The organism is Dyadobacter sp. HNCC25DJ187, assembly GCF_056895255.1.
On the sequence record NZ_JBXHAT010000001.1, the window covers coordinates 1,841,190 to 1,855,714 of the forward strand.

Consider the following 14,525-nt stretch of genomic DNA (forward strand, 5'->3'; position numbering starts at 1 on the left):
ATGATGCTAAGAGTCTTAACTGCATTTTTGTACCGTGCTGCCGGCTGGAAGATCATTGGCCGGTATCCAACTGAAGTCAAAAAGGCGGTTTGGGTCGGAACTCCACATAACTCCAACTGGGATTTTATAGTATGCCTTGGTGGCCGTGCAGAACTTGATATCAATATCGGTTTCCTGGCGAAAAGTCAGCTGTTCAAATGGTATTCCGGATGGCTTTTCAGAGCGATGGGTTGCTATCCGGTTTACAGAAACAAAGCGTCAAATTTGGTTGATACCGTCGCTGCGATGTATCAGTCCCGCGAAAACTTACATATTGCCATCACACCAGAAGGTACCAGAAAAGATGTCGACAGACTCAAAACAGGGTTCTACCATATTGCTTCGAAAGCAAATGTTCCTCTCATTCTGATTGGTTTTGATTATCCCCGAAAAGCAGTGGTAGTCAGTGAGCCGATGTATCTTACGAATGACTATGAAACTGATATAAAGTCCATATATGACTTTTATCTGACGATTGGCGGAAAGCGTAAGACCTGGCTGAAAAATTATGAAAAAACGGGAAAGATTGAAAAAACGGATCGACTTTGATTGAACAGAGCTCGTTTCTGAATGATCAAAATACAATCACGAACTCGGTCCAGCCTGCTGTATTGGTCTTTAGCGAAAATCCGAAGCCATGCTTCAACAGAATTTCCCGGCTTAGCGTCAGTCCTATACCCTGCCCGTCTGGTTTGCTACTGTAAAATGGATTAAAAAGCTGACCGGATTCTGAAACCGTGATCGGCTTTCCATTATTGGCGATGACCAAATCATGCTCCGATACACTGATCATGACACGGCCTCCGGCGCTACAGGCCTGAATTGCGTTACGTATTACATTCACCAACACCTGTTCCAGTTGAGCTGAATCGGCTTTAATAGTCATTTCTCTTGCGATATCCACTTCGATATCCACCGCATTTTCTAAGGCGAAAGACTTCATAAAAATGGCTACATCCTGAACAAGAGCGGCTATTCTAACTTCGTGAAAAGTTGGTTGGGGTAGTCGAACCACATCCGCAAAATTACGCATAAAGTGAGTAAGCTTTCTGTTTCTCTCAGACGAAATACGTAACGCTTCATTCAGCTCTGCAAACTCCTCCGAGAATAGCATTTGTCTGGCAGTCTGGATAATGGAATCCGTAGCACCCAACGTGTTGTTGACCTCATGTGCCATCATCCTGATTACTTTTCCATATGCTTTCTTTTCAGACTCATACATTTCCATCGTGAGTTCTTCAATCATCAGAAATGATCTGCGAAATCCCTGATCCATAAAATGCGAACGCTGGACTTTATAGGTTGCTATGCCTGATGGCTTGATGACCGCAGATTCACCATCGGTCAGATCTCCTATTTTAGTTAAAATTTCGGAGTCTACTTCCTGAGGTCTCTTTCCGGAGCAGGCCGATTCATCTAAATTCAACAACCTGCTGGCCTGATGATTAAGGGATTCAATTTCCCCGTCAAAATCAAGAATGATGATGGCGATCGGGGAAGCAGCAATCAGCTTTTCCAGCAAGAAATGTTTTTCATGCAGTCTTGTCCTTTCCTCCCTGAGCTGATCGATCATCAGGTTGTAAACTTCAATCAAGGAATCTACTTCGCTGTTTCCGGTAGCTACAAATTTGATGGTAAAATCCTTATCTTTTATTGCTTCTATTCCTGACCTTACAAAAGCATTGGGTCTAGTAAAGTTCTGAAAAATCCTGATGGACAAGCCGATAGATATAAGCAGAAAAAGCTCGGACGCGATAAACAACATCTTATCATGAAACAATATCTTATATACAAGCAAGACCAATACAAGATGAAGCAATACGATATAGGCCACATATTGCGTTCGTGTAGACCATCTCATAAGTCGTCCGATTCGTAGGAGATTCCATACTTTTCCAGTCGGCGATACAGCGCAAACCGCGTTATACCCAAGGAACGCGCTACTTTCGAAACCTTATTCTGATGAAAGTCCATGGCTTTCCGGATCATCTGATGTTCCATTTCTTCGAGTGTAAGTGCTCCTACTTCCGGCAGATTACTACTTCGGGAAGATACCACGCCGGTATGCATACTAAGTTGAAAATCATCCACATCCAGTACATCATTCGAAGATAGTAACACGGTGCGTTCCACAATGTTTTTCAACTGCCTGATGTTGCCCTGCAATGTCAGCGATTTGAGCCATTTTGCTGCTGACCTTGAAAGCTGCAGATCCGGTCGCTGGTATATTACTTTCAGGTTATTGATAAAAAACTCGGCGAGAAGCGGGATATCACCGGAGCGTTCCCGGAGCGCAGGTAATTTAACGGTTATCAGATTAATACGGTAGTAAAGATCCTCACGGAATGTTCCTTGTACCACCATCTCTTCAAGATTCCTATTGGTCGCACAAATGATCCGGACGTCTACAACCCGGCTTTTACTACTTCCCAAAGGTTCAAAAGTTCGCTCCTGCAACACGCGAAGCAGTTTTACCTGACTTGCCAGATCCAACTCTCCGATTTCATCAAGAAAAATGGTACCTCGATGAGCCATTTCAAATCGTCCTTCCCTATCCGATTTTGCATCCGTAAAAGCTCCCTTCACATGGCCAAAAAGCTCGCTTTCAAACAGTGAAGAAGATATACCGCCCAGATTTACTTTCACAAACGGCCGTACTTTCCTTTTGCTATTGGTGTGAATTGCCTCCGCGATCAGTTCCTTTCCTGTTCCGCTTTCGCCTGTGATCAGCACAGGTGCGTCGGTGACAGCTACCCGTCCCACTGTATCAAGGATGTCGAGCAGTTTCGCATCTTTACCGATGATGTTCTCAAACTGATACTTACTAATAAGCTTTCGTCTGTTGCCCTGTTCCGGATCTGGTTGTTCGAGATTCAGAATGGTTTTTACAGATTGCAGCAGATATTCGTTCTGCCAGGGCTTGGTAATAAAATCTTTCGCTCCCAGTTTCATTCCCTGTACGGCCAAGTCTATCGTCCCCCACCCAGTAATCAGTATGACTGGAATCGCAGGGTTGTGTTTTCTTATTCCCGATAATAAGGTCATCCCCTCATCTCCTGATGTCGCCATAGAGAAATTCAGGTCTAACAGAATGAGTTCAGGTACTTCGTTCTGTAATATTTTGAATGCATCATCGGGCGACGCGGCACCTTTCACCTGAAATCCATTGCTTTTAAGCAATAGCGCCAGTGATGTTCGTATAGCCAGGTCGTCGTCGATAATCAGCAGCACTCGTTTTCTTATTTTTAGCGTTCAAAAATTATAATGCAAAGGTATTGTCCTATTTGGAATGAGAAGAACCTATCCCTGTTATTTTGAAACATTGAGTTCCTACCATCATTCTTCATGTAGTGCCAGCGCCGGATGAATCCGGGAGGCTTGCCGGCTTGGCCACCAGGCACAAAGTGTGACGATGATGAAGATAATGATTACCGCCAATATGATGGCCATGATGTAAATCTTTGCTTGTAAATCAAAGACATGTAAGATAGGAAACTGAATGGCAAAAAGTAACCCGACGAATACACTGAGCGTTGCCAGTACCCATACCTCACCCAGGAATTGGGATGTGACCCCGTTTTCAGTGGCTCCCATGGCTCTTCGAAGGCCAATTTCATTCTTCCGTTTAGCAATATTCAGATTAAGAATCCCAAAAAGTCCCAATGCAACATTGGTAAGTAAAAAGCTACTCACGATCAGAAAAATAGCTACAGGAACCAATGTGAGATTATGTCTGGTTTTTCGTTGGTCTGTCAGGTAGCTAACTTCCACCCCCCAGCCTGGCAAAGCAGCAGCAACCTCTTTGACTAATTTAGCTTCAAAATTAGCATCTGTGCCTGCCTTCGTTTTAACAAGTACGTTGGTATTCCAGCCATCCTCCTTGCCCAGCATCTCGAAAAGTGCCGGTGCATCACTGGCAAACTCTCCTTTTGATTTAAACTTGTCTACAACACCTACCACTTTGAAAGATTTCTTATCATCAAACTTAATTACCTTACCCAAAGGATTTTCATTAGTAAATAACCGCTCCTGTAAGTTTGAATTGATCACGATTGGTGTGAATTTCGAAACCCGGTCACGCTTGCTGAACCATCTTCCCGATGCCATAGATAAGTCTATGGTATGAATAAAATTTTCATCCGTATAGTAAAACTCCGGCGACAAACTCACCTTCTTGTAAGTGACGCCATTCATGATCTGGTTGGCTGAAAACGGTGTATTACTGCTCATGCGGGATAAGGATTCCACTTCCTGATTGGCTTTGATCTGCTGAATAATGCGGTTCATCTTCTCGCCAACACCCACTGTATCCTGGTTATTACTTAACTGCAGATTCCAGACCCGCTCATATTCAAAACCTATAGGCTGCATGTAATTGTCGACATTGTATACGATAAGCGACAGCACCCCGAATAAAACCATAAACGAAGCCCATATCTCTATGATAAGCAAGGCATGCGAGCCCTTCTTATTCCAGATTAATTTAAATAAATGACGTAACATGTGGGAAGTAGGTTATAAGTTGAAATGATATTTCGGCATGAGGTTCGGGGCTGAGGGCATGTCAATCAAACCCTTTACCTGATGCTCCTTATGCCTTGAGCGCATCTACAATTTTGAGTTTTGACATCCGGAATGCTGGAAGTACTCCCGACAACAGTCCAAAAACCAGGCAGATAAAGATACTGATCAGAAATACAGGGAGATTAATCTTCAGATCGGCATAGGCAATCCATCCACTAGAATTGATCAGAGAAATGATGGCAAAGGATAAGATCAGGGCAAATACACCTCCAATGAAAGTGATGAAGATATTTTCAATAATAAACTGCCACAACAATGCCTTTGAAGGTGCACCGAAAGCCTTTCTGACACCAATTTCAGATGCACGTTCCAGTATCCTGCTCACATTCACATTAACCAGATTGATAGCGGGCAAGCCCATGACCATGAGCAAAACAAGACCTATGATGGAATAGAAAAATGTTTTCTGGGAATCCTGCCGGGCGAAAGTATCCAGGAAATGGTCGAAATATGAAAGTGCATTAATTTTCAGCACTGAATACCTTCCTCCATCCTGAATCACGTCCTTTGGTAAACGGGAAATTGTGTTATCAAATTCTGCCTGGATGGCCGGGAAGTCTGCTTTTGTTTTAGCCACTGCCATAGCTATGTAGCTTCCACGAATGCCCTTGTTCTCATAGTTGCTTTTTGGAGCGGTATAAGGGAAATACACATCTCCATAAGTGTAAATCCTTGTAGGCGGACTGCCTTTCACCACGCCAATAACCCGGTAGTTGATGTTCTCTATATCAATTAACTTACCAACAGCCTGCGTACCAGGTTCAAAATACTGATCTCGAAGATCATCTGTAATAACTGCTACACGATCCCCATTTTTAATATTTTGATCATTGTACGGTTTGCCTTCCAAAAACATAAAATCAGCGACGTCCCAAAAAGCAACATCCGTGTATTTTGTATTCAGCTTGATACGCTTTCCGTTCACATACGTATTGGAAAAACTGAAATTGGAGACAACTGCAACATTTTCCGGAGTCTTGAGCGACTTGGCATATTTATTCAGAAAATTGTAACTGGCCGGACCAGTACTCATGGAGCTCTGTGCGGAATCCGTTTGTAGCACATTCGCGATATACAACGTTCGGTAACGTTTATTTTCCGGATAGTGGGAACCAAACAAGTGATCCAGAAAAGAAGTAAGTACCATCAATACGGTCAGTGTCAGACTGATTCCGAACAAGGTGATAAATGTATAGAAAGGATGCCGCAGCAATACCTTCCAGGCGATTTTGATGTAGTTAAAGAGCATGGGGCTTGGGGTTTAGGACATGGGTGGCTTAATAATTAAGACTTTACGAAAACTCATAATCTTTCGGCTTACCTCGTCCAGTTTATTAAAAATTTCCGTTTTTAGTTCTTCCTGAATATAATTCCTACGTTGTAAAATGATGATGATATTAGCGCACTCATAGACAGATCTGCGGGCGTAATTTAGAAATTGATCAAATTCCTTATTTGAGGTAGATCCCGATCCTTCTGCAATATTATTTGAGATACTCAGCCCCGCCCCTCTCAGTTGTTCCGCAAAACGAAATAACTTTTTGCCTTCTAAAAAATCAGCTATATCATATAACTGATCTCCGATTTCTACACTTAATTTCCAGATTTCTAAATCTTCAAAACGAAACTTACGGATTATTGGCATAGGGCTCAAGGTTATGAATTTGGGCTAATTCCCACTATATAAGACCTATCAGATACAATAAGGTCTCAATAGATTTGCTTTGGATCACACAACCCCTGCTCTCTGCCCAATGCGTTAAAGCACCTGCGTTCCGTCGAACAACCTGATCAACCTGTGCGTTTTTTTAGCCATCGCATCATCATGTGTAACCATTACAATCGTTGCTCCGTCATTATTCAGTTTTTGCAGGATACCCAATATTTCGTTTCCCATGGCGCTATCCAGATTTCCGGTTGGCTCATCAGCCAGTATGATTTCTGGTTTACCAACGATAGCTCTCGCGATAGCCACCCGTTGCTTTTGTCCACCCGAAAGTTGCTTGGGGAAATGTTTCATTCTATTACTTAGCCCAACTTTTTCAAGGGCCTCCGTGGCCAACTCCCTTCTCTGCTTCAATGACGTTTCTCGATAAAGAAGTGGGATCTCCACATTATCCAGCACCGAAAGATCATTAATCAGGTGAAAGCTCTGAAATATAAAACCCAGTTTCTGATTGCGCAGCTTTGCTAATTCTTTATCCCTGTAGGAAGTAACGGGCGTACCATCAATCTCTATCGTCCCGTTAGACGGTTCATCGAGTAGTCCCATGATGTTGAGTAAAGTACTTTTCCCACAACCCGAAGGGCCCATGATGGAAACAAACTCTCCTTTTTTTACATCCAGGTTGATGTTGTTCAACGCGAGCGTTTCGATTGAACTGGTGCGGTACACTTTTTCGACGTTCTGTAGTTTTATCATGGCTTTGTGAGTTTGGGGTTTGGGCAGTGGAAAAGGAATATGAGTATTATTCCATGGTCCTTTTTGTGAGCCCTATGCTATTTAATTTTTTCGTTTTTTTCAAAATCATACAATGTCAGCAATCTCAGACTATAGTAGGATTGCCAGTAATCTCTCAAGGCAATAATGTAATCCCGCCTTGCACGATCCTTTTCCTGCATGGCGATGCCCAGATCGGTCACACTCAAATCACTCAGTATAAATCTTTCCTGGGCAATCTGATAACGGTTGGCAGCAAGATTATCAGCCAGCTTCGTCAGTTTTGCCTGCTTCTGCAACATTTGTAACAATGTTACCTGTGTAAATATCTCTTGCTCAAATGTAAGCTTGTCCTGCTCTACCGACTGCTGAGCAAACTCCTGATTGGCACGGGCGATTTCGGTGCGGGCCTTGTTTCTTCCCCAGGTCATAATAGGTAGCGTAAATTGTAAAGAAACAGACTCTCTGTCTTGAGGCCGGACATACACATCTCCCGGCCGGCTTCCCTGGTTGCTCAGCCCGAAATTGGCCTGCAGGGATGCATTCAAACCATTTTCTTTGCGTGCACGTTGCGTTTCCATTTCTGCTTCCAGTAACCTACGTTTAAAACCTATCGCATCTGAACGGTTGGCAAAAGCCTGCTCCAAAGCCAACTGTGTATCAATAGTAAAGTCAGGAGCTTCCAACGGTATTTCGAGATCAGGCATTTGATCATTTCGGGAACCCAGAAACATTTTTAATTGCATGGATGCCACAGCCGCAGACTGATGTGCAGAAGCCAAATCCTTTTGGGCAGTCAGCAAGCCTATCTGTAACTGTAAAAGATCATTCTGAGAAATCTTTCCCATTCTAAGCTTGTGTTCCGCAATTTTGAAAAGGGTATCGTTGTTGCTACGGTTCTTTTCAGCAATCTCCAGATTAACCTGCGATATGAGCAAGTCAAAATAATAGGCTACCGCATCCAAAGAAACTTTTTCAAGTGAAGATATAAATTGCTGATTTCCTTCCTGAAATTTCAAAGGTTCAATACGCCTGATCCATTTCATTTCATTAAACCGAAACAAGGGCTGATTGATCCCGATTTCAACGGGAATACCATTGTAGCTGGTCGTGTTCCGATTGAAATCATCAAACCGCTGCATTTCTTTCTGGATGAAAATGGTCCCGCCCGTCCATGCTATATTCTGGCTCAATCCCAGGTTAATGAGCGAGTTATTATTACTCACATTACGGAATGATATTGTTCCATCCGGCTGTACGACCTGTATGTATGATCTGGTGAATCCGGGCAGGGTTCCGTTCAGGCTAAGCTGAGGTTTAAAATCAGCTATAAATGAACGGTATTGCCAGTAATTCGTTTTACGCAAAGTTTCTGCCTGTTTAGAAGATATTGATTGCAGCCGTGCCAACTGCACCACATCTGTCAGCGAATAACGTTGGGCTTTTATATAATCGCCCAGCAGTACGAATAGCAACAAAAAAGTATATTTTTTCATGGCTATCAGTTTTCAATTATGATTTCTTCCAGATGCTCATACTGATTCATGTCTGTCAGAATCACTTTTTCACCTGCTTGCAAACCACTTTTAATTTCGACAAAATCAAAATTGGACAAACCTACAACTACTGCCCTCCGCTTTGCTATGCCATTTTCAAGCACAAATACATACTGCCGTTGTTTGCCGTTAAACGCGGGTCCGTTCGTAACGCGCAAAGTATTGGCACTTTTACTCGTTACAACATAAACATCCACTTTCATATTCGGGCGTAACAGTTCATTTTTTGCATTCTCCAACTGCACGACAAAACCAATTACTCCATCTTTTACAGATGGTTTCACTTGTGAAATCATTCCCCGCAAAGCAGATTCGTTCACCTTTACGATTACATCCAGGCCTGCTTTTACCTGTTCGGCATAGACATCCGAGCATGAACCTTCGATCCTGAAACTACCCAGATCTGCAACTTTCGCCAGCATTTCCCCTTCGCTTACAGAAGATCCTATGTTTTCATTCACCCAGGTGAGCACGCCCTTACGGTCTGCAACGATATCAGCCATTTTGAGCTTATGCTGTAATTCTTTTAGATTTTTACCTTCAATCTGTGCTCCCAGTTCCGTTTCTCGCAAACTGGCTCCCATTGACTTACGGTTATAGGACAAATCATTTTCCAGCTGTTGCTTTTCCAGTTCGGCTATTTTGAGTGCATTTTCAGCTCGCGTAATATCTTCTTTCGTCCCTCCTCCTACCCTTTCAAGACGGCGCGTATCTTCAAGATCCGCTTTGAGTTTGTTAATGTTAAGCAGCTTGATCCTATCAGTGATTTCTGCATCATACAGGTTTTTATCGAGCTTCATCCGGAGTTGGTCAATACCGTTTTTTTTCAGTGCCAGTTGATCCTGAAACCGCTCAAATTCAATCTGCGTAAGCGACTTGTCAAGTTCTACGATAGGCTGCCCCGGAATAACCTTTGTTCCCGGCGACAGCAAAACACGCTTGATACTTGCCCGGATCGGACTTGTAATGATCTGTTCATAGGCAGGTATAACTTCTCCGGAAGCATTCAATGTATTCTCTACATCACCATTTTTAACTTCTGCAGTACGGATTCTGGCAGCAGCAATATTGGTTCCTAGTGACTTTCGCAGATAGTAAATACCTACACCAAGCACCAGAATAATGAGTACGACAACGCCCCATTTCCTGCTTTTTTCTTTTTTGATCTGTTCTTGTGATACTTCACGATCCATTGTATCCTGATTATAAAGAAGGTGTTTTCATGGCTAACTGTCATGATTAACTACAACTTCATACCAAAACATAACTCACTATTTATCAGAACTATTACACAAAAATACTTTTCCAAAACCTGTGCGATTACGCACAAGAAGTGCGATATAGCCGAACGGAAACAAAAAATGCCTGGCGGGTATGGCCAGGCATTACAATATGTTATAACTATTGACTAGGTTTTGAGTTTCTTCTTCTTGGCTGCGGGAAATAATATATTATTTAAAATAAGTCTGTAACCAGCTGAAGTCGGGTGCAGATTAAGATCCGTAGGTTCTTCTCCTACACGATGCTGGTAATCTTCGGGATCATGGCCTCCGTAGAAAGTAAAAAATCCTTTTCCGTGCGTACTGTGAATATACCGTGCTTCGTTGGCCGATTTATTCTCAGCAAGAACGATTACTTCTGGTTTCACTGTGCGATTTTTGAAAGCGGTAGTTTGGCCTAGAAAACCTTTGATAATGGTCTGATGGTTCTGCGTCAGCATACTTGGCACCGGATCCCATTTGGCAGAGAACTGAAACAACGAAAAGAAATCATTGTTCTCTGTCAGCCCCCGCTCTTCAGGCTGGTTATCAATATCCGAAAATTCAATTTCATATGGATAAGGGATCGTTTTGAAATTGTGAAAAGCGAATGTATTTCCAAAATTCAGTTTACTATTGGCGGCTGGATCCGCTGGCGTGCCATCATACATCGTTTCTACAATATCTACTCCGTCGGCTGCAAGCGTTATGTCAAATGTATCCGTAGCGTTACACATGGCAAACATATAACCACCTCCGGATACGAACTCGGCAATATGTTTGGCTACTGCAAGTTTCATCTGTGGGACATTCGCGAACTGGTATTTCTCGGCAGTTCCTTCTGCTTCACGTTTTTGCTCGCGGTACCATGGAAAATCTTTATACTGAAAAAATTTACCAAACTGACCTGTGAAATCTTCGTGGTGTAAGTGAAGCCAGTCATACTCAGGAAGTTTAAGACTCAGCACTTCGTCGTCATATACGACGTCATAAGGTATCTCGGCATACGTAAGTACGAGTGTTACCGCATCATCCCAGGGCAGTTTTGACTTTGGAGAATATACAGCAATTTTCGGCGCTTTCTGCAATTTGACAGCATCCATATTCACATCCGGCGCACTGATCTCGGATAATATTTGTGATGCCTGTCCGTCTGAAATTACCTCATAACTTACACCACGAACGGTCATTTCAGAAGCAAAACGTTGGTTATAGGGCACCAAAAAACTTCCTCCTCTGTAGTTGAGGAGCCAGTCCATTTCCATTTCGAAAGTTTTCAGTATCCAGAATGAGATGCCGTAAGCTTTCAAATGGTTTTTTTGGGAGTCGTCCATAGGGATCAGGAGCTTATTAGCCCAGGCCGAGGAGGATATCATTAAAAAAATGATAAGCGGAATAAAGAGGCGTTTCACTGGTTTGATTCTTTCAGGTATCATTTGCAGCTTTACAAAATATATTTGGTTCGGAATTTCCGGTATGATCGAGGACTGAAAATAAGGAAATATTTGCAGCCAGACTAATGGACTAAACGAGTATCTGTTTATCATAGTCGCTGCAGAAGTAACGTAATATTACAAAATATGGTGCATAAGCTTATATCTTAACGTTAATCGGAGATGTTGCTTTTGCCTGATATGTAAACCGACGATTCATGAATATTAGAGAAAATGTAGACGAAGGTCTGCGGTCTATCCAGTCCAATCTGCTCCGAACAGTGCTTACTGCGCTTATCATCGCCATCGGAATTACATCATTGGTGGGCATCCTCACAGCCATTGAAGGGATCCAGAATTCCGTTAACAGTAGTTTTGCTGACCTTGGAGCCAATACATTCACAGTTGAAAACCGATATGATGAAGGAGCGCGCAGAGGCGGACGAAGAGGCAAACAATATCCCATCATCAATTACCATCAGGCTACGGAGTTCGCGTCCCGCTTCAGAGATGAATTTAAAGGTATCGTTTCCTTGTCTGCCAATATTGGTAGTGCAGTGCAGGTAAATTATCTCAGTAAAAAAACAAATCCGAACATCAATGTCTTTGGCGCCGACGACTCCTTCCTTGGCATCAAAGGTTACAAAATTGATAAAGGGCGAAACCTGAATAAAAATGACCTGGAAAATTCTGTGAACGCTGCCATATTGGGCCAGGAAGTAGCCAGAAACCTCTTTGGAAATCTTGATCCCGTCAACAAAGAAGTCACTTTTATGGGCGCCCGTTATAAGGTTGTAGGCATACTTGCAAAAAAAGGGTCTATGGGCGGAGGTACAGACGCAGACAGGATCATTATTATTCCGCTGGATAACGGACGTGGACTGGCCGCCAACCGATCTCTCACTTATGATATCACAGCATCTGCACCTGACATTTCAGATGGGGAGTTTATTATCGAAGAAGCACGCGGACTGATGCGAAGGATACGTGCAGATCAGTTGGGTTCTGAAGACTCGTTCACTCTGGAAAGAGCAGATGCGATGGCCAAAGAATTTGAAAGTATTACAGGATACCTCCGTATTGGTGGATTTGGTATAGGCATTATTACCCTGCTGGGTGCTTCAATTGCTTTGATGAACATCATGCTCGTCTCGGTAACTGAAAGAACCCGGGAGATTGGCATACGAAAATCTCTCGGCGCTACACCAAAAGTAATTCGCTTTCAGTTTTTAATTGAAGCAATTGTAGTTTGTATTTTGGGTGGAATCGGTGGTTTGTTCCTGGGGATTATCATCGGTAACGTCATTTCCAATTCAATTAGTACTGAAGCGACATTTGTTGTGCCATGGGTATGGATGGCTATGGGTATTGCGGTTTGCGTGGCAGTAGGTGTCCTTTCGGGTATTTATCCTGCCATCAAGGCCTCGCGTCTGGATCCTATAGAAGCACTACGTTACGAATAGGAGCATGTGGTTTTAATCAAAACAATTAATTTTTATTCATTTTGATTAAAACGCTTGCAGAATCTAATTTTCTGCCTACTTTTGCACTCCCAACAAGAGAAGATCAATGCCCGGATGGCGGAATTGGTAGACGCGTTGGTCTCAAACACCAATGAGGTTACACTCGTGCCGGTTCGACTCCGGCTCCGGGTACTAAGCCGGATTTCGATAAATTTTTATCTGAAATTCGGCTTTTTTCATTTCGTAACTCACTGTTAATCTGAAAGATAAGAGCGGCTGCCTCATTGATTTTTGCGGTTCGATATCCACTTTCAGAAAATTCCAGATTTTCGGGAAAAATCGAACCAATGATATCTCTCTTCTGGTCAATGTCTGCTTTTTCGTATACCAGATCAATATTTGCAAGAGCCTCTACAGCCCTATTCAATATTTTTTTTTCGAGGTTTAAAGGGCTATCTGAGGGCTTAGACATTTCAGTTAATCTGGCTTCAAGGCGTACCAGCTTTTCCTCTATGTCCCTTTTCATCACCTTATAGTCCATTGTATCAATATCAGAAGTTAATAGAAGCTCCCTTGCCTTAGCCAGCTTGCTATTCATCTGATCTATCTGACCAAGTATTTCCTTCTTCTCGTTAAGAGAGTTTGTTGTGTGACCCTTGAACGCTTTTCTCACAATCAGTTCGAACAATGTTTGTACTCCGTCATGAGGCTTGAATTTTTGAAGTTCTTTCAAAAATTGGTCATTTACGAGATCGTTCGGATATCTCACGCCACAAGAAGCGACACAGTGATAATAGTAATATCTGGCATTTCTACCTTTTGAGGCACTACCTGTGAGATGCCTATCACATTTCGGACATTTCAGAAATCTGCGGAGAGGAAACATATCATTTGACATTTCGTTGACATTCGGTCTCTTGTTTCTCTTCCGTCCATCAATCGCGTCATGCATTTGATAAAACAATTCTTCTGATATCAAAGCCTCGTGCTGCCCTTGTACTAAGCGGCTTTCTTCATCCTTATATCCGGGAACAAATATCTTTCCGAAGTAAACTGGATTTTGAATCGCTTTCCAAAAACTACTGTTACTACATTTCAACCCCCTGCGCACAGCTTGTCTTCGTACCTCTGCAACTCCATAAACTCCATGAGCGACCTGTTCAAATGCCCACTTTACAATGGATGCCTGAGGTTCATGTGGTTCGATATATTTTCGGCCATCTTCTGTTATCCTATTCTTATACCCTACCGGAGCAACTCCCATATATCGTCCTTCCTTCCTGGCACGTCGCATACCATGTAATGTATTGAGCGCTCTGCGATCATTCTCCACCTCAGGCGCTGCCAGATAAAAAGCCAACATCATTTTGTTTTCGGGTATAGTCAAATCCAAAGGCTGCTCTATTGCCTGCGGCTCTACTCCTATTTTTCGAAGCGTATTGATCATTTGGTACGCGTCACCGGCATTCCGGCTAAACCTATCCCATTTTGTAAATAGAATCAGATGCACCTTCCCTTTCGACTTTTTCAAATCTAACAGCAGTTTTGACCATTGGGGGCGATTGAAAGTCTTTGCGGAATGATCTTCATAGATGACCTTCCTGACGCCAATATTGTGAATACCACAATACTTTCTGAGCATCTCCTCCTGCCCTCTTTGCGAATAGCCTTTATCTGCCTGCTCATCCGTACTTACCCGAACATATAAATCTGCAATCTTCATCTCTATACAGTTACATTTTAAAATACCA

Annotated in this window: 12 protein-coding genes and 1 tRNA gene; 3 read left to right on the forward strand and 10 right to left on the reverse strand. The window is 42.7% G+C overall.

The window, feature by feature from the left end; translation table 11 throughout:
• Positions 1-588, forward strand: coding sequence for a 1-acyl-sn-glycerol-3-phosphate acyltransferase (locus AC1XUE_RS07660; RefSeq protein ID WP_483355350.1), 588 nt, complete (start codon positions 1-3; stop codon positions 586-588).
• Between the two features lie 25 nt (positions 589-613).
• On the opposite strand, the gene AC1XUE_RS07665 is transcribed toward AC1XUE_RS07660, so the two are convergent.
• The 9 genes from AC1XUE_RS07665 to AC1XUE_RS07705 all read right to left on the reverse strand — a co-directional run bounded on the left by AC1XUE_RS07665 (position 614) and on the right by AC1XUE_RS07705 (position 11,290).
• Positions 614-1,900, reverse strand: a complete 1,287-nt coding sequence (locus AC1XUE_RS07665; protein WP_483355351.1) for a sensor histidine kinase — start codon at positions 1,898-1,900, stop codon at positions 614-616.
• Complete coding sequence (locus AC1XUE_RS07670; RefSeq protein WP_483355352.1) at positions 1,897-3,270, reverse strand: sigma-54-dependent transcriptional regulator; 1,374 nt, start codon at positions 3,268-3,270, stop codon at positions 1,897-1,899. The genes AC1XUE_RS07665 and AC1XUE_RS07670 overlap by 4 nt, the downstream gene beginning before the upstream one ends.
• A gap of 105 nt (positions 3,271-3,375) precedes the next feature.
• On the reverse strand, positions 3,376-4,542 hold the full coding sequence (locus tag AC1XUE_RS07675) for an ABC transporter permease (RefSeq protein WP_483355353.1): 1,167 nt from the start codon (positions 4,540-4,542) through the stop codon (positions 3,376-3,378).
• An 88-nt stretch (positions 4,543-4,630) separates the two neighbouring features.
• Positions 4,631-5,872, reverse strand: a complete 1,242-nt coding sequence (locus tag AC1XUE_RS07680; protein WP_483355354.1) for an ABC transporter permease — start codon at positions 5,870-5,872, stop codon at positions 4,631-4,633.
• A gap of 12 nt (positions 5,873-5,884) precedes the next feature.
• The gene (locus AC1XUE_RS07685; protein WP_483355355.1) at positions 5,885-6,268 is read right to left on the reverse strand and encodes a four helix bundle protein; all 384 of its coding nucleotides are present in this window, start codon (positions 6,266-6,268) and stop codon (positions 5,885-5,887) included.
• A 114-nt stretch (positions 6,269-6,382) separates the two neighbouring features.
• Positions 6,383-7,045: an ABC transporter ATP-binding protein gene (locus AC1XUE_RS07690; RefSeq protein WP_483355356.1), complete on the reverse strand. Its 663-nt coding sequence runs from the start codon at positions 7,043-7,045 to the stop codon at positions 6,383-6,385.
• A gap of 77 nt (positions 7,046-7,122) precedes the next feature.
• Entirely contained in the window at positions 7,123-8,559 is a 1,437-nt protein-coding gene (locus AC1XUE_RS07695) for a TolC family protein (RefSeq protein ID WP_483355357.1), read from the reverse strand.
• A 5-nt stretch (positions 8,560-8,564) separates the two neighbouring features.
• The gene (locus AC1XUE_RS07700) at positions 8,565-9,812 is read right to left on the reverse strand and encodes an efflux RND transporter periplasmic adaptor subunit (RefSeq protein ID WP_483355358.1); all 1,248 of its coding nucleotides are present in this window, start codon (positions 9,810-9,812) and stop codon (positions 8,565-8,567) included.
• A gap of 215 nt (positions 9,813-10,027) precedes the next feature.
• Complete coding sequence (locus AC1XUE_RS07705; protein WP_483355359.1) at positions 10,028-11,290, reverse strand: asparagine synthetase B; 1,263 nt, start codon at positions 11,288-11,290, stop codon at positions 10,028-10,030.
• 239 nt (positions 11,291-11,529) lie between these two features.
• On the opposite strand from AC1XUE_RS07705, the gene AC1XUE_RS07710 reads away from it, so the two are divergent.
• Together AC1XUE_RS07710 and AC1XUE_RS07715 are read left to right on the forward strand one after the other, a co-directional pair.
• A complete protein-coding gene (locus tag AC1XUE_RS07710) occupies positions 11,530-12,774 on the forward strand; it encodes an ABC transporter permease (protein WP_483355360.1) in 1,245 nt (414 codons plus the stop codon).
• Positions 12,775-12,882: 108 nt separating this feature from the next.
• Positions 12,883-12,966: transfer RNA gene (locus AC1XUE_RS07715), tRNA-Leu, on the forward strand.
• On the opposite strand, the gene AC1XUE_RS07720 is transcribed toward AC1XUE_RS07715, so the two are convergent.
• Positions 12,932-14,497 (reverse strand): recombinase family protein, encoded by a 1,566-nt coding sequence (locus AC1XUE_RS07720; protein WP_483355361.1) that lies wholly within the window; start codon positions 14,495-14,497, stop codon positions 12,932-12,934. The genes AC1XUE_RS07715 and AC1XUE_RS07720 overlap by 35 nt on opposite strands.
• Positions 14,498-14,525 lie beyond the last annotated feature (28 nt).

Excerpts from the sequence above, each read along its gene's own strand:
- AC1XUE_RS07720 (WP_483355361.1), bottom strand. The coding sequence starts at position 14,497 with ATGAAGATTGCAGATTTATATGTTCGGGTAAGTACGGATGAGCAGGCA.
- AC1XUE_RS07680 (WP_483355354.1), bottom strand. The coding sequence starts at position 5,872 with ATGCTCTTTAACTACATCAAAATCGCCTGGAAGGTATTGCTGCGGCAT.
- AC1XUE_RS07695 (WP_483355357.1), bottom strand. The coding sequence starts at position 8,559 with ATGAAAAAATATACTTTTTTGTTGCTATTCGTACTGCTGGGCGATTAT.
- AC1XUE_RS07675 (WP_483355353.1), bottom strand. The coding sequence starts at position 4,542 with ATGTTACGTCATTTATTTAAATTAATCTGGAATAAGAAGGGCTCGCAT.
- AC1XUE_RS07710 (WP_483355360.1), top strand. The coding sequence starts at position 11,530 with ATGAATATTAGAGAAAATGTAGACGAAGGTCTGCGGTCTATCCAGTCC.
- AC1XUE_RS07685 (WP_483355355.1), bottom strand. The coding sequence starts at position 6,268 with ATGCCAATAATCCGTAAGTTTCGTTTTGAAGATTTAGAAATCTGGAAA.
- AC1XUE_RS07700 (WP_483355358.1), bottom strand. The coding sequence starts at position 9,812 with ATGGATCGTGAAGTATCACAAGAACAGATCAAAAAAGAAAAAAGCAGG.
- AC1XUE_RS07665 (WP_483355351.1), bottom strand. The coding sequence starts at position 1,900 with ATGAGATGGTCTACACGAACGCAATATGTGGCCTATATCGTATTGCTT.
- AC1XUE_RS07660 (WP_483355350.1), top strand. The coding sequence starts at position 1 with ATGATGCTAAGAGTCTTAACTGCATTTTTGTACCGTGCTGCCGGCTGG.
- AC1XUE_RS07690 (WP_483355356.1), bottom strand. The coding sequence starts at position 7,045 with ATGATAAAACTACAGAACGTCGAAAAAGTGTACCGCACCAGTTCAATC.